The 22,737-nt window shown below is 64.8% G+C and carries 20 protein-coding genes; 4 read left to right on the top strand and 16 right to left on the bottom strand.

All coding sequences use genetic code 11. The annotated features are described in order from the left end of the window. Positions 1-42: 42 nt before the first annotated feature. Positions 43-1,350 carry a CpaE/TadZ family protein gene (locus tag PY310_RS01960; protein WP_275212454.1) on the bottom strand — a complete coding sequence of 436 codons (1,308 nt, stop codon included), beginning with the start codon at positions 1,348-1,350 and terminating at the stop codon, positions 43-45. Next, a complete protein-coding gene (locus PY310_RS01955) occupies positions 1,347-1,994 on the bottom strand; it encodes a hypothetical protein (RefSeq protein ID WP_275212453.1) in 648 nt (215 codons plus the stop codon). Before PY310_RS01955 ends, PY310_RS01960 begins: the two co-directional genes overlap by 4 nt. A gap of 148 nt (positions 1,995-2,142) precedes the next feature. On the opposite strand from PY310_RS01955, the gene PY310_RS01950 reads away from it, so the two are divergent. Beyond that, positions 2,143-2,358, top strand: coding sequence for a helix-turn-helix domain-containing protein (locus PY310_RS01950; RefSeq protein WP_104062208.1), 216 nt, complete (start codon positions 2,143-2,145; stop codon positions 2,356-2,358). Between the two features lie 28 nt (positions 2,359-2,386). Here PY310_RS01950 and PY310_RS01945 read toward each other — a convergent pair whose 3' ends face one another. Next, a complete protein-coding gene (locus PY310_RS01945) occupies positions 2,387-2,959 on the bottom strand; it encodes a hypothetical protein (protein WP_275212452.1) in 573 nt (190 codons plus the stop codon). Positions 2,960-3,090: 131 nt separating this feature from the next. On the opposite strand from PY310_RS01945, the gene PY310_RS01940 reads away from it, so the two are divergent. Next, complete coding sequence (locus PY310_RS01940; protein ID WP_275212451.1) at positions 3,091-3,900, top strand: LysM peptidoglycan-binding domain-containing protein; 810 nt, start codon at positions 3,091-3,093, stop codon at positions 3,898-3,900. Between the two features lie 156 nt (positions 3,901-4,056). Then, positions 4,057-4,413: an Rv3235 family protein gene (locus PY310_RS01935; protein WP_275212450.1), complete on the top strand. Its 357-nt coding sequence runs from the start codon at positions 4,057-4,059 to the stop codon at positions 4,411-4,413. An 88-nt stretch (positions 4,414-4,501) separates the two neighbouring features. Here the strand turns inward: PY310_RS01935 and secA are convergent, their stop codons facing one another. The 7 genes from secA to mtrA all read right to left on the bottom strand — a co-directional run bounded on the left by secA (position 4,502) and on the right by mtrA (position 14,900). Continuing rightward, positions 4,502-7,240: a preprotein translocase subunit SecA gene (gene secA, locus PY310_RS01930; protein WP_275212449.1), complete on the bottom strand. Its 2,739-nt coding sequence runs from the start codon at positions 7,238-7,240 to the stop codon at positions 4,502-4,504. 42 nt (positions 7,241-7,282) lie between these two features. Continuing rightward, positions 7,283-8,557 carry a winged helix-turn-helix domain-containing protein gene (locus PY310_RS01925; RefSeq protein WP_275212448.1) on the bottom strand — a complete coding sequence of 425 codons (1,275 nt, stop codon included), beginning with the start codon at positions 8,555-8,557 and terminating at the stop codon, positions 7,283-7,285. Positions 8,558-8,589: 32 nt separating this feature from the next. Next, positions 8,590-9,315: a ribosome hibernation-promoting factor, HPF/YfiA family gene (gene hpf / locus PY310_RS01920; RefSeq protein ID WP_275212447.1), complete on the bottom strand. Its 726-nt coding sequence runs from the start codon at positions 9,313-9,315 to the stop codon at positions 8,590-8,592. Positions 9,316-9,479: 164 nt separating this feature from the next. Further along, positions 9,480-10,397 (bottom strand): ComF family protein, encoded by a 918-nt coding sequence (locus PY310_RS01915; protein ID WP_275212446.1) that lies wholly within the window; start codon positions 10,395-10,397, stop codon positions 9,480-9,482. A gap of 63 nt (positions 10,398-10,460) precedes the next feature. Next, positions 10,461-12,191, bottom strand: coding sequence for an LpqB family beta-propeller domain-containing protein (locus PY310_RS01910; protein WP_275212445.1), 1,731 nt, complete (start codon positions 12,189-12,191; stop codon positions 10,461-10,463). Beyond that, positions 12,188-14,251, bottom strand: a complete 2,064-nt coding sequence (gene mtrB, locus PY310_RS01905) for an MtrAB system histidine kinase MtrB (RefSeq protein WP_419095439.1) — start codon at positions 14,249-14,251, stop codon at positions 12,188-12,190. The genes PY310_RS01910 and mtrB overlap by 4 nt, the downstream gene beginning before the upstream one ends. Continuing rightward, positions 14,226-14,900: an MtrAB system response regulator MtrA gene (gene mtrA / locus PY310_RS01900; RefSeq protein WP_275212443.1), complete on the bottom strand. Its 675-nt coding sequence runs from the start codon at positions 14,898-14,900 to the stop codon at positions 14,226-14,228. The genes mtrB and mtrA overlap by 26 nt, the downstream gene beginning before the upstream one ends. A 143-nt stretch (positions 14,901-15,043) precedes the next feature. On the opposite strand from mtrA, the gene PY310_RS01895 reads away from it, so the two are divergent. Next, a complete protein-coding gene (locus tag PY310_RS01895) occupies positions 15,044-15,757 on the top strand; it encodes a DUF4166 domain-containing protein (RefSeq protein WP_275212442.1) in 714 nt (237 codons plus the stop codon). A 23-nt stretch (positions 15,758-15,780) separates the two neighbouring features. On the opposite strand, the gene PY310_RS01890 is transcribed toward PY310_RS01895, so the two are convergent. The 6 genes from PY310_RS01890 to PY310_RS01865 form a co-directional block, all read right to left on the bottom strand. Beyond that, positions 15,781-16,788, bottom strand: a complete 1,008-nt coding sequence (locus PY310_RS01890) for a uroporphyrinogen decarboxylase/cobalamine-independent methonine synthase family protein (protein WP_275212441.1) — start codon at positions 16,786-16,788, stop codon at positions 15,781-15,783. Beyond that, positions 16,779-17,165 carry a chorismate mutase gene (locus PY310_RS01885; RefSeq protein WP_275212440.1) on the bottom strand — a complete coding sequence of 129 codons (387 nt, stop codon included), beginning with the start codon at positions 17,163-17,165 and terminating at the stop codon, positions 16,779-16,781. Before PY310_RS01885 ends, PY310_RS01890 begins: the two co-directional genes overlap by 10 nt. A 9-nt stretch (positions 17,166-17,174) precedes the next feature. Beyond that, positions 17,175-18,881: an ABC transporter ATP-binding protein gene (locus PY310_RS01880; protein WP_275212439.1), complete on the bottom strand. Its 1,707-nt coding sequence runs from the start codon at positions 18,879-18,881 to the stop codon at positions 17,175-17,177. Further along, positions 18,878-19,870: an ABC transporter permease gene (locus PY310_RS01875; protein ID WP_275212438.1), complete on the bottom strand. Its 993-nt coding sequence runs from the start codon at positions 19,868-19,870 to the stop codon at positions 18,878-18,880. Before PY310_RS01875 ends, PY310_RS01880 begins: the two co-directional genes overlap by 4 nt. Next, positions 19,870-20,952: an ABC transporter permease gene (locus PY310_RS01870; protein ID WP_275212437.1), complete on the bottom strand. Its 1,083-nt coding sequence runs from the start codon at positions 20,950-20,952 to the stop codon at positions 19,870-19,872. Before PY310_RS01870 ends, PY310_RS01875 begins: the two co-directional genes overlap by 1 nt. A gap of 109 nt (positions 20,953-21,061) precedes the next feature. After that, the gene (locus tag PY310_RS01865; RefSeq protein ID WP_275212436.1) at positions 21,062-22,699 is read right to left on the bottom strand and encodes an ABC transporter substrate-binding protein; all 1,638 of its coding nucleotides are present in this window, start codon (positions 22,697-22,699) and stop codon (positions 21,062-21,064) included. Positions 22,700-22,737 lie beyond the last annotated feature (38 nt).

The following is a 22,737-nucleotide window of genomic DNA, read 5'->3' as shown; positions in this document are numbered from 1 at the left end:
CACAAAGATTTACGCTGCACCGTTGCAGCTCATACGGCGAGCCTAACCCTTTAGCCTGCGGAACGCGGTGGTAGAAAAGACAGAGGATCGGCGGGATTGCTGGGCAGGTGCACAAACCAAATTGGCAATGGCGTGCCTGAGCTTCGAATCAGGAGCGGTTTCGAGCAATAGCGACCCGGCCAGCAGTGAAGCGTCCGCCGAGGCATTGTCCGCCGGCAGGAACGCATTCAGCGGCAGGGACGGCCCGTAACGCTCCCAGGCATCCTTCAGCTGGCGCTCCGGCGAACGGCCAACTGCCGCCGCCCGCACCTTATTCAGCACCACGACCGGTGAGGCCTGCGGGACCGCCAGTTCGAGTTCTGCCAACCCGCGGACCAGCCGTGGCACGCCCACGGGGTCGGCGGCCCCGATGGCGAAGACAGTGTCCGCCATCTCCAGGCTGCGCAGTGTAGCGGCGTTCCGGCGGGGGGCCATGGTGTCGAAGTTGATTTCCTCATCCGCTTCGAGGCAAAACCCTGTGTCCACCACTACAACGTCGGCGATCTCCTTGCCGCGTTCCAGGACCAGCGCCAGGGCTGCTGCCCGGAGTTCGGTCCACCGGTCCGCTCTGGTGATCCCGGTCAGAACGCGGAACGTTCCAAGTCTGGTACTGACCGGCATTGCCACCTTCAGCAGTGCCTCCGCGCCCAACAGGCCCTGGTCCGCCAAACGGCAAGCCTGTGCCAGCCCGGCAGATTCATCCAGGAGGCCCAGGACCGACGCTACGCTCGCGCCGTAGCTGTCCGCGTCAATCAGCAGCACGGACTTACCTTCCGCGGCCAGCTCCCCTGCGATATTCGCGGCGACGAAGGTCCGCCCCGGTGAGCCCGCCGGCCCCCACACGGCGATGATCTGTCCCGCACCGGATGCCGGCGGCACGTCAGCCGCTTCGGCGGGCAACGGGCGCAGCGCGGCACCAGTGTCACCGTGAGCACTTCGCAACGTGCCATCCTGGGGAGTCCCGGTCAGCTGGGAAACGGCCTCCGCGATCCTGCCGGCCAGGGCGGCCGATCCAACCCCGGTCAGCGCGGACGCGACACCGATGCCTCGCAGCCGTGCAGCTTCTTCCGTGCTGTCCGTGAGCGCGATGATTGCCACGCCCACTGCCCCGAGCCTGTCCACCAAGGATGCCGTGAGACCCTCCGAGCCATCGGCAACGACGGCTGCCCTCGCTAGCCCGCTTTGGCAGGCCGCCAATAATTCCGTGAGTTCGGCGCAACGGCGGACCACCGTGACGGGGCCATGGAGCCCCTCCAGGCCGCCCACCACGTCCTCGCGGGCCTGGCCGACGGTTACCACAGGAATGCTCATGACCGGCCGCCGCCCGGATTCCACACGACGGAGATCTTGGCCTGGTTGGCCTGGGCACCGAGCAGAGCCGGCATCTGGCTGTCAGCGACCAACACCATCAGGACGGTACTGCGGGACGAGCCCAAGGCCGTGGACGCCGCCGTCACCTGAGCAATTTCTGCGCCACGCAAGAGCAACTTTGGCTCGCTGAAGCCGTTCCGGGCATCGGGCAGGGCCACCCAGACGTCCACCCGGGTGCCGGCAACCGCCTGCGGAGGCAGCGGCTCGTTGATCGTCACTGCAACAGGCTTGCGGTCGAGGGAATCCACGGTTGCCAGGCTCTCCCTGGGCAACAATTGGCTCTTGCCGATTCTTTGTACGGCAACAAGGCCCTCGGGGAGGCCGGCTTCCACCGTGACGTAGTGCTCTTCAGTCTCCCCGAGGCGGACCTTGGCCCGGACGACATTGTCCGCCGTCAGCTTTTCTCCCACGGCGATGGATTCCCGGGCTGCGTAGACCTCGGTGGTCTGGTCCGCGCTGCCCACGAGCGAGATGACACCCACCACGGACGCCAGCACCAGCAACACTCCCACGAGCAGCCGGGGGTCCTTCCACGACGGAGGCTTCAACCTGCCGGCACCTGTGGTTCCCGTGTCGTGGCTCATGCCTTTTCCCCCTAAGCTCCGAGCCAGGCGGCATCGCCCGGACACCTCATTGTTGCGGCACGCGCCCCCGAACAAAAGTCAAAACACCAAACAACGTCAAACTGTGGATAACAGCACCAGATCACGCCTTAAGTGGCAAACTGGTTACATGCCCAGATTCCTCACCCTCGCCGACGTTGCGGAGCAGCTCCAGATCAACTCACCCGCGGCCTATGCGCTGGTCCGCAGCGGTGAACTGAAAGCCATCCAGGTGGGTGGCCGGGGCCAGTGGCGCGTTGAGGAAAAGATGCTCGAGCAGTACATCGAGGAGCGCTACGCCGAGGCCAGCCGCATGATCCAGGAAGCCAAGGCCAAGCAGGGCTAGCCTTCCTGCCGGCGGCTTGAGGGGTTTGCTAAAAGTCACCGGCGTGCCATGAACGGACCGCTCCCACAGCTTCGAACGGGACGGTGGAAACCTGCCGGACCTGTAGCGCACGCCGGGCCTCTCCGGGACTGACTAAAGCAAGGTCCAGGAAATCGGCGCCGACCCGGTCAATCACACCTGTCAGGCCACTGTCGGAGGGGGCGCCACCCCGCAGAATGAGCGCCACGCCCGCGCGGTCCCGCGCCAGGCTCCGCAAAGCATGCGCCAGCCCGATCCGGCGGCGTACGTGGGAGGGCTCGCCAAGGGAATCGCGCCCAAGACCCGCATAGTGGGCCACTGACCCATAGGGAATCAGGACCTGATGGCGCGCCTCGTCCAGGACGAGGGCCTCTGCCCCTGCATGACTGAGAACACCATCAAAAGTCCGTCCGCCCAGAAGATGGACGGCCACTTGACGCCCCATGGCACCCCGCAGCCTGTCGCGCAGGACAAGGGAGGCGGCTTCCGCCCTGGCCCGTTCAGAGATCTCGGCTTCGACCGCGAGCGTCGCACCCTCGGCTATCTGTGTCTCCATGTCCCCGAACAGTGCATCCCATCGCATGCGCCCAAGCGTAGGGGCGGCTTGCCCGCCGGTCAATTCACTCCATTCCCTAGACAAAATAGGTTGAATGGGCCCACACTGATCTAAATACATCAAACAGCATCAAACAACGCCAAATGGAAAGGGCAGTCATGTCTGTTCAGGCATCACGGGACCTCCGCGCGGACGCCATGATGGCTGTCTCCATTCTCTTGCTGGGATCTTTTTTGTACTTCACCGGCCTGGGCTTACTGGACCGATGGCACCTATCGGCCTCCAAAGGACAGGCACCCGACTTCGAAGACCTGCTGGGGGCAGCCGCGGTGGCAGCAGGACTTGTGATCGTCACGTGGTGGCTTTTCGGGGCCGCGACGGCCCTGGTGGTTGCCTTGCTGGTCCGCAACGGCAGGCGGGATGCCGCAGACCGTGCAGGCAGGTTCAGCCCGGCCTTTATGCGAAGGCTCGCCGTGGCAGCATTGTCCGCGCAGTTGCTCGCCGCTCCCGTTGCGCAAGCGGCTGAACCGCCCGGCGGGCCCGCCTGGACGCCGACGCAAGAAACGGCAGTGGAAGCCTCGTGGGCTCCCACCGGCCAAACACTGCCGGCACCAAGTGCAGACCCGCCCTCCGAGCAAGCATCGGCTCCTGTGGCACCGCAGCTCCGACCGTTACTGCCTGCCGTCCGGCCTGACTGGCGCCCCAGCCCGCCCGTCACTGACCCCGGTCTCCTGGCAGCCCGGCCAGCCAGGGCCACCCATGGCACTCCGCCAGCCAGTCCGGAGGTCGCGGTGCTGGCCGGGGACACGCTGTGGGACATTGCTGCGCACCAGCTGGGACCAACCGCCTCGGATGTCGACATCGCCCTGCACTGGCCCCGCTGGTATGAAGCAAACAAAGCCCAGATAGGCGAAAACCCGCACGTCCTGCTGCCCGGGCAGATCCTGAAGGCGCCCTCCACGGCATAAGAGATGTTCCAAGACCATCAGCAAACACTCACCTAGGGGAATCACATGAACGCAGTTACGCCCATTCGATCCGCGCGATCACATGGGGGCACGTCGGCAGCACTCCCCGGCCTTCCCCTTCGTTCCGCCACTACCCCAAGCCAACCTTTGAGGGCAGTGGATAACGATGCCGAAGTCCTCGCCATCGCACGTACTACTGTGCAGGCGGCCATGGAGGTACTGGCCGGGATCAGGCCGATCCATCAGCTGGCCCGGCGTCTTGATCCGCGTTGCCTGGCTTTGCTGGAGCACCGGGCCACCTTGATCCGGCGTGAACTGGCCCGCTCGACGTCCCCTACCCTGGCCCGGCTGCACAGGAATTCCGTGGTCCGTTCGGTCCGTTCCTGTGAGGTTGCGCCCGGCGTCTACGAGGCCTGTGCGGTGGTCATCGATGACGTCCGTGCCCGCGCTGTGGCGATCCGCCTGGAACGGGGCAAACAGGCCTGGCGGGTGACCGAGCTCGTGGTCGGCTGAGATCGCATACGGGTGGAAACACGAAGTGCCCGGAGCAGATGCTCCGGGCACTTCCCGTCTATCCGCCGCCGCTAGCGGCCCGCTGCCTCTAGCGGCGCTTCTTCTTTGTCTGACGCTTGGGGGCATCCTGCGCCGCCGCCTTGGCAGGGTTGCCGGACCGCGACGAGGAGCGTGCTTCAACCCGGGTTTCGGAAGCACCCGTCTCGCCAGGCGCCGTGTACTGGAGCTGCGCCGGCTTCTCCGGGGCCTCCAGGCCAGCGGCGTGGATCTGCGGTTCGACGTGCTCGGTGTGGCCGCCGGCCGCATCGGCCACCACAACATCCTGCGCGGGGGTGACCTCAACTTCCAGGTTGTACAGGAAGCCGACGCTCTCTTCGCGGATTGCCTCCATCATGGCTTGGAACATGGTGAAGCCCTCGCGCTGGTATTCCACGAGCGGGTCGCGCTGGGCCATGGCACGCAGGCCGATGCCTTCCTTGAGGTAGTCCATCTCGTAGAGGTGTTCCTGCCACTTGCGCCCAATAACCGAAAGCACCACGCGGCGTTCAAGCTCGCGCATGCTCTCCGACCCGATGGCCTCTTCGCGGGCCTGGTAGACCAGCCGCGCGTCCGAGAGCAGTTCCTCCTTGAGCATCTCAACGGTGAGCCGGGATTTGCCGCCGGCTTCCTCGATGATTTCCTCCGGTGTGACGCTCACCGGGTACAGCGTCTTCAGGTTGGTCCAAAGCTGCGCGAAGTCCCAGTCGTCACCGTTGCCCTCAGCGGTGGCCGAATCAATCAACGCCGTGATGGTGTCCTCGATGAAGAACTGCACTTTCTCGTGCAGATCGTCACCTTCCAGAATCCTGCGCCGGTCACCGTAGATCGCTTCGCGCTGGCGATTGAGCACGTCGTCATACTTGAGCACGTTCTTGCGCTGCTCGGCGTTGCGTCCTTCCACCTGGCCCTGCGCGGACGCGATGGCCCGTGAAACGAGCTTCGACTCCAATGCCACGTCGTCCGGCACGGAGCTGTTCATCAGGCGTTCGGCGGCACCCGAGTTGAAGAGCCGCATCAGGTCGTCGGTCAGCGAAAGGTAGAAGCGTGACTCGCCGGGATCGCCCTGGCGGCCGGAGCGGCCGCGGAGCTGGTTGTCGATGCGGCGGGATTCGTGGCGTTCGGTTCCGAGGACATAGAGACCACCGGTGTTCAGTACTTCCTCATGCTCGTCCTTGACTGCCTGTTTGGCAGCTTCCAGGGCTGCGGGCCACGCGGCCTCGTACTCCTCGGAGTTCTCCTCCGGATCCAGGCCCCGCTTGGCCAGTTCGGCCACGGCCGTGAACTCGGCGTTGCCGCCGAGCATGATGTCAGTTCCGCGGCCAGCCATGTTAGTGGCCACGGTGACAGCACCCTTGCGCCCGGCCTGCGCCACAATGGCTGCTTCACGCGCATGGTTCTTGGCGTTCAGGACCTCATGCCGGATGCCTTCCTTGGCCAGAAGCCGGGAGAGGTATTCGCTCTTTTCAACGCTGGTGGTGCCCACGAGGACCGGCTGCCCCTTTTCGTGGCGTTCGGCAATGTCCTGGACCACGGCGTCGAACTTGACGGTTTCGTTCTTGTAGACGAGGTCCGGCTGGTCGATGCGCTGCATGTCCCGGTTGGTGGGGATGGCCACAACACCCAGCTTGTAGGTGCTCATGAACTCGGCGGCCTCAGTCTCGGCCGTGCCGGTCATGCCGGAGAGTTTGGCGTACATGCGGAAGTAGTTCTGGAGGGTCACCGTGGCCAAGGTCTGGTTTTCGGCCTTGATCTCCACGGCTTCCTTGGCCTCAATGGCCTGGTGCATCCCCTCGTTGTACCGCCGCCCGGCAAGAATGCGGCCGGTGTGCTCGTCAACGATGAGCACCTCGCCGTCGAGGATGACATAGTCCTTGTCGCGCTTGAACAGTTCCTTGGCCTTGATGGCGTTGTTGAGGAAACCGATCAGCGGCGTGTTCGCGGATTCGTAGAGGTTCTGGATGCCCAGGTAGTCCTCCACCTTTTCGATGCCGCTCTCCAGGACTCCGACGGTGCGCTTCTTTTCGTCGGTCTCGTAGTCTTCGCCCAGCTTGAGGCGCTGCACCACCTTGGCGAATTCGCTGTACCAGCGGTTCGTGTCACCTTGGGCGGGCCCGGAAATGATCAGCGGGGTACGGGCTTCGTCGATGAGGATGGAGTCAACTTCATCAACAATGGCAAAGTTGTGGCCGCGCTGGACCAGTTCCGACTTGTCCCACGCCATGTTGTCGCGCAGGTAATCGAAGCCGAATTCGTTGTTGGTGCCGTACGTGATGTCCGCGGCGTACATCTGCCGGCGGACAGCGGGATCCTGGTTGGACAGAATGCAGCCGCTGGTCAGGCCGAGGAAGCGGTACACCCGGCCCATGAGGTCTGACTGGTATTCGGCGAGGTAGTCGTTCACGGTGATGACGTGGACGCCCTTGCCCGTGAGGGCGTTGAGGTAGGCGGGAGCGGTAGCGACGAGGGTCTTGCCTTCACCGGTCTTCATTTCGGCGATGTTGCCGAGGTGGAGGGCCGCGCCACCCATCAGCTGGACGTCGAAGTGCCGCATCCCCAGGGTGCGCGAGGAGGCCTCACGTACGGCTGCGAAAGCCTCCGGCAGCAGGTCGTCCAAATGTTCGCCGTCCAGGTGGCGGGCACGCAGGCGATCGGTCTCCTCACGGAGCTCTGCGTCCGTGAACGTCTGGAACGATTCTTCGAGAGCATTAATGGAGTCGGCATAATTCCGAAGTTGCCGCAGGGTTTTTTTGTCACCCGTACGGAGAAGTTTTTCGATAAGTGATGCCACGTGAAGATACTCCCAGTCTGATGCTGCCGAATTCTGGCGTTTTTAGTCTACGGGAGAGACGCGGGCCACGCGGCCGCTGTTCCCTGAAAGCGGATCGGCCCGGTTCCCGGACCGGAGCGCCGCCGCGAGGGGCGCAGCCAGGTCCCCCACGGGGCTGACCACAACGTCCCCCAGCCCGAGCCATTCGGCCATGAGTTCCAGCTCCTGGGAAAGTTCGACGGCGGTCCCCGGCGGTGCGTCCTGCTCACCGTAGGCGGATCTGACCAGGAGATTTCCTGCCGCACGGTCCGCTTTCAGATCCACGCGGGCCACGATCCTGTCCCCCAGCAGGAACGGCAGCACGTAGTACCCGTAGCGCCGCCGGTGCTCGGGCGTGTAGATCTCGATCCGGTAGTGAAAGCCAAACAGTTCCTCCAGTCTGCGCCGCTCAAACACTAGGGAATCGAACGGGCTCAGCAGGGCCCGGCCTGCGGCCCTCCGCGGCACTCTGGCAGCGGAGTGCAGGAACACCTTCCGGTCCCATCCTGCAACGCTGACGGGCTCCAGCCTCCCGGCCGCGACAAGATCAGCCACGGCGGCGGCCGCAGCTTTGACGGGTGTGCGGAAGTAGTCTGCGAAGCAGCGAACGGTGCCGATGCCGTGGGCCTGGGCGGCGGCATCGATGAGGCGGCGGACCGCATCCACGGGATCCCGCCGGCTGTCCGTGACCGGCCGGCGGTCCGGCAGCACCCGTTCCGTGATGGCGTACCTGCGCTCGAACTGCTCGCTCCTGGACGCCGCGGAGATCAGGCCTTCCTCAAAGAGGTGCTCAAGAACCCTTTTGACGACGTTCCAGTTCCACCCCCAGTTCTCGGTCCGGCGGTCCTCGACATGCCCGATTTTCGCGGTCAGTTCCGCTGCCGTCAGGGGCTTTCCGGCGGCCAGGACAGCAAGGATTTTGCCGGTCACCCCTTCACGCAGGGCAGGGTCCAAGGCGCCCGCGCCCACCCATGAGCGTTTCTGCCACAGCACCAGATCCGGAAACAGTTCCGGCCGGATAAAACTGGCTTCATGCGCCCAGTACTCCATCATCCGGCGGGGATGCGTTCCGGACATCCGCTGCAGGATGCTGCGGTCGTAGTTCCCCAGCCGGGAAAAGAAGGGAAGGTAATGGCTCCGGGACAGCACATTGACGGAATCGATCTGAACCAGCTGGAGCCGGGCAAAGGTACGGCCCACCGCCCGTGAGCTCACGGGGCCGGCGGGCCGTCCTTTGTCGAGTCCTTGTGCTGCCAGTGCGATCCGCCGGGCCTGGTTAAGGCTCAGCGTTGCCGGCACAACAGTCCTTTCATTGACGGGTGGATAACACCCTAGACATTCGCAGCCTGATCGTCGGAACGGTAAGCCAGGATCTTTTCTTCAACCACGGTATCCCCGGGTTCGCATTCGTGGTCAAGGGTGATGACCCCGTAGGTCCAGCCGCGCCGGCGGTAAACGACGGAGGGCGTGTTGGTGGCTTTGTCGACAAACAGGTAGAAGTCGTGGCCTACGAGCTCCATGTTGTCCACGGCGTCATCGAGGCTAAGGGAGGCAGCGGGGAAAACCTTGCGCCGGATCAGTACCGGGGAGTCCCCTGCGGGAATGTCGTTTTCGAGGTCGTAAGGCGACGCTTCGGCAGGCGCTGCCTGCTCTTCACTTCGGTGGCTTGCCTCGACATAGAGAGGTTCACTGGTGCTGGCTGGCTCCAGTGAAGCAGTTGCTTCACGTACTGCCTTGGGGGTGTGGCGGCCGTGGTGGACCTTTTTGCGGTCCTTGGCCCGGCGGAGGCGCTCAAGCAGCTTGGTGTAGGCGAGATCAAATGCCGCGAACTTGTCAGCGGCGCTGGCTTCCGCGCGGATCACCGGTCCGCGGCCCAGAACGGTTACCTCAACTGTGAGTTGGTCGCCCGTCTGGCGTGCGTTTGTCTCTTTGGACACCTTCGCATCCACCCGCTGGACCTTGTCGCCCAGTGACTCGATCTTCGAGATCTTCTCACCGGCGTATTCGCGGAATCGGTCTGAGACCGTCAGATTTCGTCCGCTGATCATAAACTCCATGGTGCCCTCCAAATGACTTCGGTGACACGACGACGGCACTTCCCAGAGGCCGATCTGATTGACAGTCGAGCCCCTTTCCGAGCCGCCATCGAAAGGTACAACTTGTTCTTGGTACCCACCAACGACGTTAGTTCATAGCCACCGCTTATTCATCCTTTATTCGTTTATTTTTTCCCGGAAGGGCGGCTTTCCGCCGCTTGTGGGGCATCCGCTCCGCTCCCGGCTGAATCCGGCGGGCGTGTCGCCGCAAGCACCACGGCACCGGCCACGATGGCGCCGCTGAGGTGGAGGGCACGTGCCGCTTCGGCAAGGGTGGCACCCGTGGTGAGGACGTCGTCCACGATGATGCACCTGCGGCCGAGGACCTGCCTGCGCATGCGTCCTATGACCTTCATGGACCCCCTGACCCTGGCCGCCCTGGCTCCGCGGCCAAGTCCCTTCTGGCCCCCGGGCAGGTGCTGCAAAGCCGCCCGGCTCCGGGATTTCCTGAGTGCATCCACTACCGGCGGTCCGGCCCGGGTGCGGCGCTGCCGCCGCGCGGACAGCAAAAGATGGATGGGGCTGAAGCCGCGTTTGATGAAAGCACCTGTGCCGGACGGGACCGGAACCAGGCAGACGGCGTCGAGTCCTGCCGCTGCCTCGTCGATGCCGTGGCCAAGGCCCGTGGCAAGGACTGCCTTGAGCTGGTGTTGGCCGTGCCGCTTGAAGGACAGCAGGGCCTGCGCCAGTTCCTCGCGGTACACGCCGGCAGCGACAACGGGGAGGATCATGCCACCGTCCACTTTCATCAGGGCCGGCGCCTGTTCCTCGGCCCTGAACGGGTGCCTGGTCAGCAGGCGGACCTGGCGTTCACAGCCCACGCACAGTGCCTGGTCCTCGGCACCGCAGCAGACACAGTCCACCGGGAGCGCAAGTGCCAGGAGCTCGGCAGCGGCGACCGCCGCGAGATCCGCGGCGCGCAACCATGCGGTGGGCTGCCCGCCGCGGTGCTTGGCGGACGGCCGGGGCGGCAGTAAGTCCGGATCCGTGGGAGCCCTGGCGGGACAGTCCCCGGACCGCCGCGCCGTGTGTTCTTTTCGCACCCCTCCATGTTCAGCCGGTAGCGGCTGCCCGGGAAGCGGGTCAGGGGGTTATGTGGACAACCGCTATCCAGGGAAGGATGGGTCGATGGGACCCTTGAGCTGCGGCGACCAGCCGTTCCCGAGCCGCTGGAAGATCCCCTCGGCGGACTGGCCATAGATCTCCTCGGGACCGTTGCCTGCGCTGAGCCACACCAGGCCGGGCCAGGGAGCCAGCTGCTGGGGTTGCCCCGAGGTGAGGGACAGCAGTTCCGGTGTGACGTTGGCGCTGGCTGAGCCCTTCATCACGGCGACGGTTGTGTCGCTGACCCAGACCCCCTGCTCCGGATTGCTTTCGGTCACCAGGTTAATGGGGGTGGTCAGTTCCTTGGGCGTACCGTCGGCATTGCGGATGATTCCCGTTACCTGGACCTTGGTCTGTCCGTTCTGCTCGGAAATCACCAGAGCGCGGGCGCCCTCCCGCGAAACCTTGAGATCCTTGACGGTCCTGCCGGCCAGCCACGCCGGGGTCATGGTCACTGCGGGAACTGGCGCACCCTCGGCGACTCCCGCCGGCCGGTATGCCACCACTTCGGTACCGCCTGCCGCGCCCGGGCCGGCTGCCCACACCCAGTCGTGAAGGCTGAATGAGGGATGGGTGATGGTGCTTCGGGTGGTCAGGGCACGAGCCGGCTGGCCGGGCACCATGCTGTACAGCGTCGTCCGGCTTTCGTTTAGGAAAGCCACCGTTTGCGACACGGGTGACTCCGCCGGGTAACGCGGACCGAGCGAGGAGACCGGCTGCATGTCCGGGAGCGGGGACACCCTGTTGTTCTCATAGCGCACCAATTCGTTGCCGCTGACGGCAATCTCCCGCGCCGGCACGTTCTTGTCCCGCACAGGGGGCAGCACGGAGCCGTTGTCCTCCACCCGCACCAGATCCTGGTTGGCGCGGAGTTCAACATTGACGACGTCGGGCTGGCTGCGGAACGTCAGAGCCAGCTGCGTCTGCATCCGGAGCCGGTCCTCCGTGGAAGCCTCGGTGAGTTCCTTGGCAGAAAGGTCCACCTGGGCTGCGCCGGAGACCACCGGGACGGATTCGCGCGCCAGTTTCATGCCGGACGGGAAGGCGCTCACCACGGCTCCCCGCAGATAGGGCGCCGGGCCGGCCAGCAGCGCGCTGGTCATGGCCTTGACCGTCTTGTTTTTGATGAACCAGCGGACGTCCGGAACGGCGTAAGTAAAACCGGGGTCGTAGAAGTAGATGGGGTATGCCCCGTAGATGACCTTGAACGTCTCCTCCGGGATCGCCGTCCCGTTGGGGATCGCCGAAATCCGCCACTCACCATCCACCTGGGTGAGCGTCACCGGGATGTTTTCGATGGTTCCTTCGGGCGACTGCGTGGCAATCCCGTCGACATCCACGGTGTAAGCCACGTCCAACTGGTAGTTATAGACGTTTTCGACGCCGGTCTCCACCACGGTCGCTGACCGGTAAACCAGGGCCCGCTGGTCCGGTTTCCAGGATACGGAGGCTGCCTGGGTGAGGTACTCCCGCGCTACCGCATAGTCGCCCTCGTACCCGGAACCTGCCCGGTAGAAATAGTCGATGATGTTCTCGGGAGTGGCACCGGCCTGCGGCGCGGCCGGGAGGAACACCGGGGCATTCACATTGCCTGCGCTGCCTTCCTCGCTCTTACCCACCGGTCCGGACGTGGGGATCCGGGCACAGGAGGCGAGGAGAACCATCACCACCAGCAGAACCGCGGCATGCAGCAGCCCACGCCTCGTGTAACCGGCCGCCGCTGTTTGCTTCATGGCTGATCCTTCGTTGGGGTGGTGCGGGCCGCCGCACGGGCACCGGAAAGGCCTGGACCAACGGACCCCTCAGCAATGCGGGCATCCGCGGCAGCTTTCGTGGCCCGGCCCTCGCTAGGTCCGTCGCTGCGTTCGGCGCCGGGGCCGCCGTTGCGTTCGGCGCCGGGGCCGCCGCTGAGGCCGCTGCCGAGTCCGGCGTCCGAAGCACTGGGTTCGGTCCCGCGTGCAGGGCCGGATCCCGGTCCGAACACCAGGATGTCCCCGTCGTGGTGGCTGGTCGGCAGGACGATGTCCCCCGGCTCGAGCTGGACGGGCGATCGGTCGATCTCCTCGCCCTGCCGCAAGGGAATAGTCAGCCGGAAATTGGATCCGCTGCCTTTGTTGCCCCACGCCTGCAGCCACCCGTTGTGAAGTTTGGTGTCCTCCATGGCGATGGACAGGCCCAGGCCGCTGCCTCCGGTGGTGCGTGCGCGCGCAGGATCAGCGCGCCAGAACCGGTCAAAGACGCGGGCAGCCTCAGCCGGCGTCATGCCGAGACCCTGGTCCCGTACGGCGACTCCCACGGCTGTCTGGTTGGCGGCCACCGTTACGGTGACCGGCTTGCCTTCCCCGTGTTCCACCGCATTCAGGATGAGATTCCGCAGGATTCGGTCGATCCGCCGTGCGTCCATTTCCGCCACGATGCCCGTCTCGGGCGCGCGCAGGATAATTTCCGATCCATACTCCGCGGCCACCGGGGCCGCTCCCTCAATGACATGGGCGATGACCTGCACGATGTCCTCGGGTTCGGCGTCGAGCATGGCCACGCCCGCGTCGAAGCGGGAAATCTCCAGGAGGTCCGCAAGCAGTGACTGGAACCGCTCCACCTGGTTATAGAGAAGTTCCGCGGACCGCTTGTTAATGGGGTCAAAGTCGTGGCGGGCATCAAAAAGAACCTCGGCCGCCATCCGCACCGTTGTGAGCGGTGTCCGGAGTTCGTGCGAAACGTCGGACACAAAGCGCTGCTGCATCTGGGACAAGGTGGCCAGCTGTGTGATCTGTTCCTGGAGGCTGGCAGCCATGTGGTTGAACGAGGCACCGAGACGGGCCACTTCATCCTCGCCTTTGACCACCATTCGCTCCTGCAACTGCCCGGCGGCAAGCTTCTCGGACACCAGCGCCGCGTGGCTGACCGGACTGACCACGTTCCGCGTGACGTACCAGGCGATGGCCCCGATCATCAGCACCAGCACGGCGCCGCCGGCCAGCAGCACGCCCTGGATCTCGTTGAGAGTCTGCTGGGCGGTGTTGAGGTCGTAAATCAAATACAGCTCGTATACGGTTCCGTTGAAGGTGACCAGGTTTCCGACGGCGATGCCCGGCCTGTCCTCGGTGCCCACCGGGATTACCGTGGAGGCCCAGTACTGGTCCTTGCCCGAGTCCTGCACGGCCTTCCGCAGGTCCGGCGGGATGACGCTGACAGTCAGCTGGTCTGAAGCCCGTGACTCCACCCAGCGGTTCCTGGGCTTGGTCTGCTCCGGCTTGGCCTCGAAAACGTAGCGGCGCTGGATGACGGAGCCGCGGCCCTCCACCGCGTTCAGGGTGTCGTACACCAGGGTGATGACGCTGGACTGATCGGTGACCTGGGCGCCGTCAAACGTCTCCTGCACCTGTTTGACGTTGTAGCGGGTCTCGGACTCAGCCTGCGTCAGCCGCTCCTGGAAGAGGTTGTTGGCGATCTGGTTGGAAAGGTACGCGCCCACGGCACCGAAGGACGTGACGGCCAGCAGGAGGGTGGTCAGGACTGTCCGGAACTGCAGGGACCGGCGCCAGCGCCGCTGCACCGAACGCGCCAGAAAGCGCATGGCCGGGAAGAACCGGCTCAGCCCGACGCGGACAAGGCGGGCCACCCGGAGTGCAACGATGATGCCGCGGCGCCGCCAGATCCGCGCACGGAAAGGCAGCGCCGCCAGTTCCGCGGGCAGCGCGTCTGTGTGTTCGGGGCCCTTGGCCGCTGCCGGATCCGGAGCGTGCGGGCCTTCTGGTCCCGAGGGCTCAGGAACCTGCTTTGTAGCCGACACCACGAACCGTCAATACAACTTCCGGGGCTTCCGGGTCCCGCTCAATCTTGGACCGGAGCCGCTGTACATGAACGTTGACCAGCCTGGTGTCTGCCGCGTGGCGGTAGCCCCACACCTGTTCCAGCAGCAGCTCCCGGGTGAACACCTGCCACGGCTTCCGCGCCAGCGCCACGAGGAGGTCGAATTCCAACGGGGTCAGGGAAATGCGTTCGTCGGCCCGCTTTACGGTATGGCCGGCAACGTCGATGGTGACGTCCGCGATCCGCAACGTTTCGGGCGCCTTCTGGTCGCCCGGCCGCAGCCGCGCCCTGACGCGGGCAACCAACTCGGCAGGCTTAAAGGGTTTGGGCACATAATCGTCGGCCCCGGACTCGAGCCCCCGGACGACGTCGGACGTGTCGGATTTCGCGGTGAGCATCACGATGGGCACGTCAGACTCCGACCGGATCTGCCGGCAGACCTCGATCCCGTCCACGCCGGGGAGCATAAGATCGAGCAGCACGAGGTCCGGCTTCGATGAACGGAAAACGTCAAGCGCCTGGCCGCCGTCAGCGCAAAAGACGGGGTCAAAGCCGTCATTACGCAGAACAATTCCAATCATTTCGGCCAGCGCTTCGTCATCGTCAACTACCAGAATGCGTGCCTTCATAGTTATATATTCCCCTATTGGACTAGGTTTGTCCTGTTCAACGCCCTCCGACATGGCGCAGCACGCGGGAGGGCAGTGTCTTCCGGCCGGTACATTGGAAGCAACCGCGGCGCCGCCGGCGGCCACCGTCCAGGAGGTCATTGATGAACGTACCGATCTACCAGCAGGCCCTGGGCAAGGACTTCACCCGGCTGCAACCTGAGCTGCAGGAGTACTTTTCGCTCCTGCCGGGCTCCGGACATTATGGCTTTGGTGAGGGCGTTTTCGACGTCGCCGGCTGCCGGCAGGCGTGGTTGCGGCCGTTGCTGAAGCTCACGTCCGGGGAAGAGGCGTTCTTTCCCGAATTCGGTGAGAGCGTCCCGTTCCGGATCGAAAACCATGCCCATCTTGATCCTTTCGGGCGCCCCAGCCTCACGGCCCGGCGCGAGATCCGCTTCCCGGGCCGCAGCAGGATTTTCCAGGACACCACCAGCCTGGTGGAATCCGACGGCGGCCCCCGGCTGGTGGACTACCTGGGAAGGTTCCGGCGCATGGTCACGGACCTGAAGCTCAGCGTCACGGACGAGGGCCGGCTGCGCGGGGTGTCAGAGGACTCCCGGCTGTTCCTCGGCCACCTGCGCCTGCCGCTGCCGGCAGCCTTGGATGCGAAGGCCTACGCCGAGCAGTGGTGGGAGGAAGACGCCGACGGCGCCGGGCGGCACCGGATCCAGGTCAAGGTCCTGCAGCCGCAGATCGGGGAGGTGCTGGTCTATGCCGGCCACATGCAGTACCGCCTGCGCCCCTACGTTGGCGGCAGCTCCGCACAGGACTTCCTGCCCGGTTACGCACGGCCGGACCGTTGGGAAGCCCGGATGTAACCTGCCGCCCAGCCACGGCGGGGTCAGCCGTGCACGCGCTGGTTCAGCCCGTCAGCCACCTGGGTCAGCCTGCCGAGCACGGCTGTGGCGGCCGCCGGCGTAAGGGCCGCCAGTCCCCCGGCGGGAGTGACACGCACACTGCCCAGGGACGACGCCGGCAGCCCCATCTGGTGCCACGGCCGCCAGACCGATTCGACGGCGTCGGCCACTTTGGGCAACGCGCGGCCGGGGTCAAGCGCGCCGGCCCAGACCCGTTTGCCCGCTTCCACGGCGCCGGCCAACTGCTCCCACTGCCGCGATGTCAGCGCCTGCAAGGGAACGGCCACGCCGTCCGCACCTGCGGCCACGATCCGGTCGATGGGGGCCTCCACTTCGGGCACGGAGACAACGATTTCGACGGCGCCCGCAGCCCTCAGCGCCTCAATGACCAGCTGCCAGGACTCGGTGACCTCCTGGCCGGCTACCGAGCGCAGGGTCCGGTAACCGCTCGACGTCGGAATGGTGCCGGCAAGCACGGCCGCAATATCAGGTTCATCGATTTGGACCACCAGCTTCGCGCCCGGCACCGCGCTGGACACCCGGGACAGGTAGGCGCCCACCCCGGCGGCCAGCGATTCGGTGATGTCCCGGCGTGCACCGTAGTCGATCAGGGCGCGTTCGCCGTTGTGCAGGTGCAGGCCCGCCGCGAGGCTAAGCGGCCCCAGCAGTTGCACTTTGAGTTCGCCCGCGGAAGTGTCCTCACCGCCTGCCACATCAGCCAGGACGTTGATGTCGGTGGACAGCGCCGAAACGGCCCGGCGGTAATCCTTGCCGGGCCGGTCCACGAGCCGCCAGCCGTAGGGCTGAACGTCCACAGCCAATTCCACCAGCAGCGAGGCCGTGCGGCCCAGAGCATCCGAACCCACCCCGCGGTCCGGAAGTTCCGCCAGGAAAGGCAGGTGCGGGCTGCCGAGTTCGCCCCGGACGATCCGCGCGGCCTCCAGCGGGTCCTCCCCCGGCCAGGGGCCCGGCGCGGTAGCTGTTACTTCCACTCTGCGGCGGCCTGATGGTCCTCGGCGATGGCTTCGTGATGACGGATGACCTCACCGATGATGAAATTCAGGAACTTTTCGGCAAACGCGGGGTCAAGGTGGGCATCCTCAGCCAGCCGCCGCAGCCGGGCGATCTGGGCGCTTTCGCGGCCCGGATCGCCCGCCGGAAGCCGGTGCGCAGCCTTGAGGAAGCCCACCTTCTGCGTCGCTTTGAACCGCTCGGCAAGGAGATAGACCAGGGTGGCATCGATGTTGTCGATGCTTGACCGGATGGACAGCAGTTCCGCCATCACCGAGTCATCCACCTGGCCGGCCAGCGAACTTGCGGCGGCGTCGTAGGTTTCGGCGTCGGGAACATCATGGTTTTGCTGCGTCATGCTCCAAGTCTATGTGGCCAGCAGAGCCCGGTGTGCCGCCCTTCGCCGTGCCTGTTCGTCGGGGTCGGGCACGGGCAGGGACGCGATCAGCCGCTTGGTGTAGTCGTGCTGCGGCGCGCCCATCACCTGGCTGCCGATCCCCTGTTCCACCAGTTTGCCCTTGTACAGCACGCCCACCCATTGCGACAGGATGTCCACCACTGCGAGGTCGTGGCTGATGAACAGGGCAGCGAAGCCGAACTCCGCCTGGATGTCCTTGAAGAGTTCAAGCACCTTCGCCTGCACCGACACGTCCAGCGCCGACGTCGGTTCGTCAGCGATCAGCAGCCTGGGGTTCAGGATGAGGGCACGCGCCAAGGACGCCCGTTGCCGCTGGCCGCCGGAGAGCTCGTGCGGGTAGCGGTCGGCATACGACGCCGGCAGCTGCACTGATTCGAGCAGCTCCCCCACGCGCTTGCGGGCCTGCGCCGGGCTGGGATTGGTGTGGATGATCATAGGCTCCGCCACGCAGTCGCCGATGGTCAGTTGGGGGTTGAAGGATGCGGCCGGGTCCTGGAAGACGAAGCCGATATCCTTCCGGTGGGGTTTGAAGGTCCGTTCCTTGAAGTTCAGCATTTCGTAGCCGAGCACTTTGAGGCTGCCCCCGGTGGTCCGGTTCAGCCCGGCAATGGCCCGCCCGATGGTGGTCTTTCCCGAGCCGGATTCGCCGACCAGGCCAAAAACTTCTCCTTCGGAGACCGTGAAGCTGACACCGTCCACTGCCTTGAACGCCGGTGTCCCCAACCGGCCGGGGTACTCGATGGTCAGGTCCGTTGCTTCGACCAGCACCGGTGCGTTCCTGTGGGCGCGTTCCGTGAGGCCTTCCGACGCCGAATTCCGGCCGAGGTGCGGCACGGCGGCCAGCAGCTTCCTGGTGTAGTCCTGTTTGGGTTCCGCGAACAGCACCCGGGCGGAGGCTTCCTCCACCACGTCGCCCTGGTACATCACCACCACGCGGTCCGCGAGGTCCGCGACGACGCCCATGTTGTGGGTGATCAGCACGATGGATGTGCCGTACTTGTCCCGCAGGTCCCGCAACAGCTCAAGGATCTCCGCCTGGACGGTGACGTCCAGTGCGGTGGTGGGCTCGTCCGCCACGATGAGGCCCGGGTTGAGGGCGAGCGCCGCCGCGATCACCACGCGCTGCTTCTGACCGCCGGAGAACTGATGCGGATAATAGTTGACGCGGTGCTCCGGGTCCGGGATACCCACTTTGCGCAGCGCCTCGATGGCCCTGGTTTTGGCCTCTTTGGCTGTGACCCGCCTGCCGTCGGTGGTGTGGGCACGAATGCCCTCGGCAATCTGCCAGCCGACGGTGAAAACCGGATTCAGCGCCGTGGATGGTTCCTGAAACACCATGGCCACGTCGCGGCCGCGGATCTGCCGCAGCTTCGAGGCGCTCACGCTGATCACGTTGTTGCCATTTATCAGCACCGCCCCCTCGCTGGCGGCGGTTTCGGGCAGGAGCCCGAGGATGGTCTTGGCCGTGACTGTCTTCCCGGATCCGGATTCGCCCACAATGGCCAGGACTTCCCCGGGGCGTACGTCCAGGCTTACATCCTTGACCGCGTAGACGTCCCCGCCATCGGTAGCGAACGTGACTTTCAGGTGGTCGATTTCGAGGACATGTCCCGCGGGTTGCCCGGCGCTGGTGTTGATGATCTCCGGGCCGCTCATGCGGTCACCTCCGTCTGGTTCTTTGATTCTCTGCCTTTGCCCTTGGTTCCTGCGCGCCGGCGTCCCCGCAGGCGGGGGTCGTTCAGGTCATTCATGCTCTCTCCCACCAGGGTCAGCCCGAGGACCGTGAGCACGATCGCCGCACCCGGAAACACGCCCGTCCACCAGATACCTGATGACGCATCAGACATCGCCTTGTTCAGGTCGAAGCCCCATTCGGAAGCGGAGCTCGGTTCGATGCCGAAGCCGAGGAAGCCCAGACCGGCCAGGGTGAGGATGGCCTCCGACGCGTTCAGCGTGAAGATCAGGGGAAGCGTCCGGGTGGCGTTGGCGAAAATGTGCCTGCCGATGATCCGTGCACTGGAGGCGCCCACCACCTGGGCGGACTCCACGAACGGTTCGGCTTTGAGCCGGATGGCTTCAGCCCTGATCACGCGGAAATACTGCGGCACAAAGACGGCTGTGATGGCAAACCCGCAGGCGAGGATTCCGCCCCAGAAGCCGGACTGTCCTTTGTTGATGGCAATGGAAACCACGATGGCCAGGAGGAGGGTAGGGAAGGCGTAGATTGCGTCCGCCACCACAACCAGCACCCGGTCCAGCCAGCCGCCAAAGTAGCCGCTGACGAGTCCCAGGAAGACCCCGAGGAAGATGGCCATGACCACAGCGACGACGATCACCGTGGCCGCCGTCTGCGATCCCCAGATCACCCGCGAGAACACGTCGTAGCCACCCACCGTGGTACCCCAGAGGTGTTTGCCGCCCGGGGCAGCCTGCGCGGGGAAGGTCCCGCCGTCGTCGGATATCTGCGAGTAGCCGTAGGGTGCGAGCAGCGGGGCAAAAACGGCAGTCACCAGGAACACGGCGCACAAGACAACGCCGATCAGCAGCATGGTGCGCTGCAGGCCGACGCTGCGCCGGATGTGGGACGAAACGGGCAGCCTGTCCAGCAGGGACTTTTTGGCGGGCCTGAAGGCTTCGGTGCTCATCAGTACCTCACCCGCGGATCGATCAGGGCGGCCAGGATATCCACCACAAAATTAGTGACAGCCACAATGACGGCCAGCAGCATCACAATGCCCTGGACCGCCACAAAGTCGCGCGCTGTCAGGTACTGCGCCAGCTGGTAGCCCAGGCCTTTCCACTCGAAGGTGGTCTCGGTCAGGACGGCGCCGCCGAGCAGCAGCGCGATCTGCAGGCCCATGACGGTGATGATGGGGATCAGCGCCGGTTTGTAGGCATGCTTGGTCACCAGCCGGTATTCACTGACGCCGCGGGACCGGCCGGCCTCGACGTAGTCCTTGCCGAGGGTCCCGATCACGTTGGTGCGGACCAGCCGCAGGAAGACACCGGCTGTCAGGAGCCCCAGCGCGATGGCAGGCAGGACCGCGTGGTGGATGATGTCGCCGAAGGCTGCCAGGTCGTTGCTCCGCAGGGCGTCCAGCCAATAGATGCCGGTGGGCGCCGACAAGCGGCTCATGGCCAGTTCGGTTGTGGTGGACGCGCGGCCGGCCACGGGAAACCAGCCCAGGCCGACGGAGAAGGTGAGCTTCAGGAGCAGGCCCGCGAAGAAGACAGGCGTGGCGTAGCAGAGGATGGCGAAGAAGCGCAGCAGGGCGTCCGAAACCTTGTCCCGCTTGTGTGCCGCGAACATGCCGAGCGGGATGCCCACCAGGAGCGCCACAATGAGGGAGTTAATGGCCAGTTCAAGGGTGGCCGCGCCGAATTTGGTGAGCATCTCAATCACGGGCCTGCCATCGGAAATGGTGCGGCCGAAGTTGCCCGTGGCGATGTTGCCGAGGTATTCGATGTACTGGATGAAGAGGTTGCGGTCGTAACCGGCCTGGTGGACCAGGATGTCGATTTGCTCCTGTGGGAGGCGTCCGCCCTGGGCAGCGGTGATGGGATCGCCGGTGATCCGCATGAGAAAGAACACCAGCGTGACGAGAATGAAGATTGTGGGGAAGATCAGCAGGAAGCGGACCAGGATGTACTTCCCGAGGCCACCTCCCGCGGATTTGGATTTGGGGGCCGCCACTGTTGGCGGCGGCGCATCAATCAAGGTGGTCATGCTGTCCCTGCTTGTTTGAAACTGGAAATTGGGGACCCAAAACGCAGGAGGCGAGGCCGCGTGGCCCCACCTCCTGACGCGGGTTATGTGGCGTTACGAGAGCCTGCTGTTATTTGGAAACCTGGCCGAGCCGGAACTTGAAGGAAGCGTCGAGGGTGGAATCCACGCCCTTCACGTCCTTCCCGGAGACGGCAACCTGGGCACCCTGCAGCAGCGGCAGCGTTGAGATGTCCTTGGCAAGGAGGTTCTGGATGTCCTGGACCTGCTTCTCACGGGCGGCCTTGTCGCCGTTGACGAGCTGCTGGGCGATCAGGGCTTCAACTTCGGGGTTGGAGTAGTGGTTCTTCATGAAGCCGCCGCCAACAAAGAACGGCGTGAGGTAGTTGTCCGGATCGCTGAAGTCGGGGAACCAGCCCAGCTGGAAGACCGGGTAACCGTCAGCCTTGGAGGTCTTGTTGTAGGTGACCCACTCGGTTGACTGCAGGTCCACCTTGAACAGACCGCTCTTCTCCAGCTGGTCCTTGATGGCCGCGTATTCGTCACCGGAGGACTTGCCGTAGTGGTCCGGGTTGTACTGGAGTTTGATGGTCACCGGGCTGGTGATGCCGGCGTCGGTCATGACCTGCTTGGCCTTGTCCGGGCTGGGCTTGCCGGAACCGTCCCCGTAGGCCTGCTTGAAGGATTCGTTCGCACCGAGGAAGCCTGAGGGCACGTTGGACCACATGGGCAGGTAGGTGCCCTTGTAGACCTGGTCCGAGATGGCCTGGCGGTCCACGAGGTTAGCCACGGCCTGGCGCACGGCCAAGGCCTTCTTCGGGTCAGCTTCCGGGGTCTTGGCACCGAAGGGCATGATGTCGAAGTTGAACACGATGTAGCGCATCTCGCCGCCGGGCCCAACGTTGACCTTGACGTTGGAGTCCTTCTTGAGGTCGTCAATGTCCGTGGCACTCAGGCTGCGGTTGGCAACATCGATCTGGCCGCCCTTGACCTCAAGCTTCATGTTGGTCTGGTCGGTGTAGTACTTGACGGTGGCGCCGTCGTTGGCAGGAGCGCCCAGGACACCCTTGTAGTCGGGCCAGGCCTTCAGGCTCACCAAGGTGTTCTTGTTGTAAGAGTCGATGGTGTAGGGGCCGTAGAAGGCGTTGGCCTTGACGATGTCCTCGTCGCTGAGGAGCTTGTCCGCCGGGAAGACCTCGTCATCCACGATCGGGCCGGCCGGGCTCTGCAGGATCTGGGCGAATGTCTGGTCGTTGGCCTGCTTCAAGGTGAAGACCACGGTGGTGGCGTCCGGCGCGGCAATCGATTCGATATTGGCCAGCAGAGACGCCGGACCGTTGGGATCGTTGATTTTGAGCTGGCGGTCAAAGGAGAACTTGACGTCCTTGGAGTCCAGCACGTGCCCGTTGGCCCACTTGAGTCCGCTCTTGAGCTTCACGGTGAACTCGGTGGGCTTGGTGAAGGACGAGGATTCCGCCAGGTCCGGCACGGGATCCGCGCCGCCGGGCTTGGAGTTCAGCAGGAAGGAGAACACCTGGTTCATCAGCATGAACGAGCCATTGTCGTACGAACCGGCCGGGTCCAGGGCGGTGACTTTGTCGGTGGTGCCGTACGTTATGACGCTGCTGGCACCGCCCGATGCCGTGCCGCCGCCTCCACCACCTGAGGGGCCCGTGCAGGCAGTCAAGGCGAAGGCGGAAATGCCTGCGAGCGCGATGGCGCTCCGCAAGGCTTTGGTGTTCTTGGTCATCTTTGAACTTTCTGTCCGATGAGTGCGCGTTGTACCTC

Origin of the sequence: Pseudarthrobacter naphthalenicus, assembly GCF_029076445.1 — a bacterium.
Lineage (GTDB): Bacteria > Actinomycetota > Actinomycetes > Actinomycetales > Micrococcaceae > Arthrobacter > Arthrobacter naphthalenicus.
The sequence above is the reverse complement of the archived record's forward strand: the minus strand, read 5'-3'. Positions and strand labels throughout refer to the sequence as shown.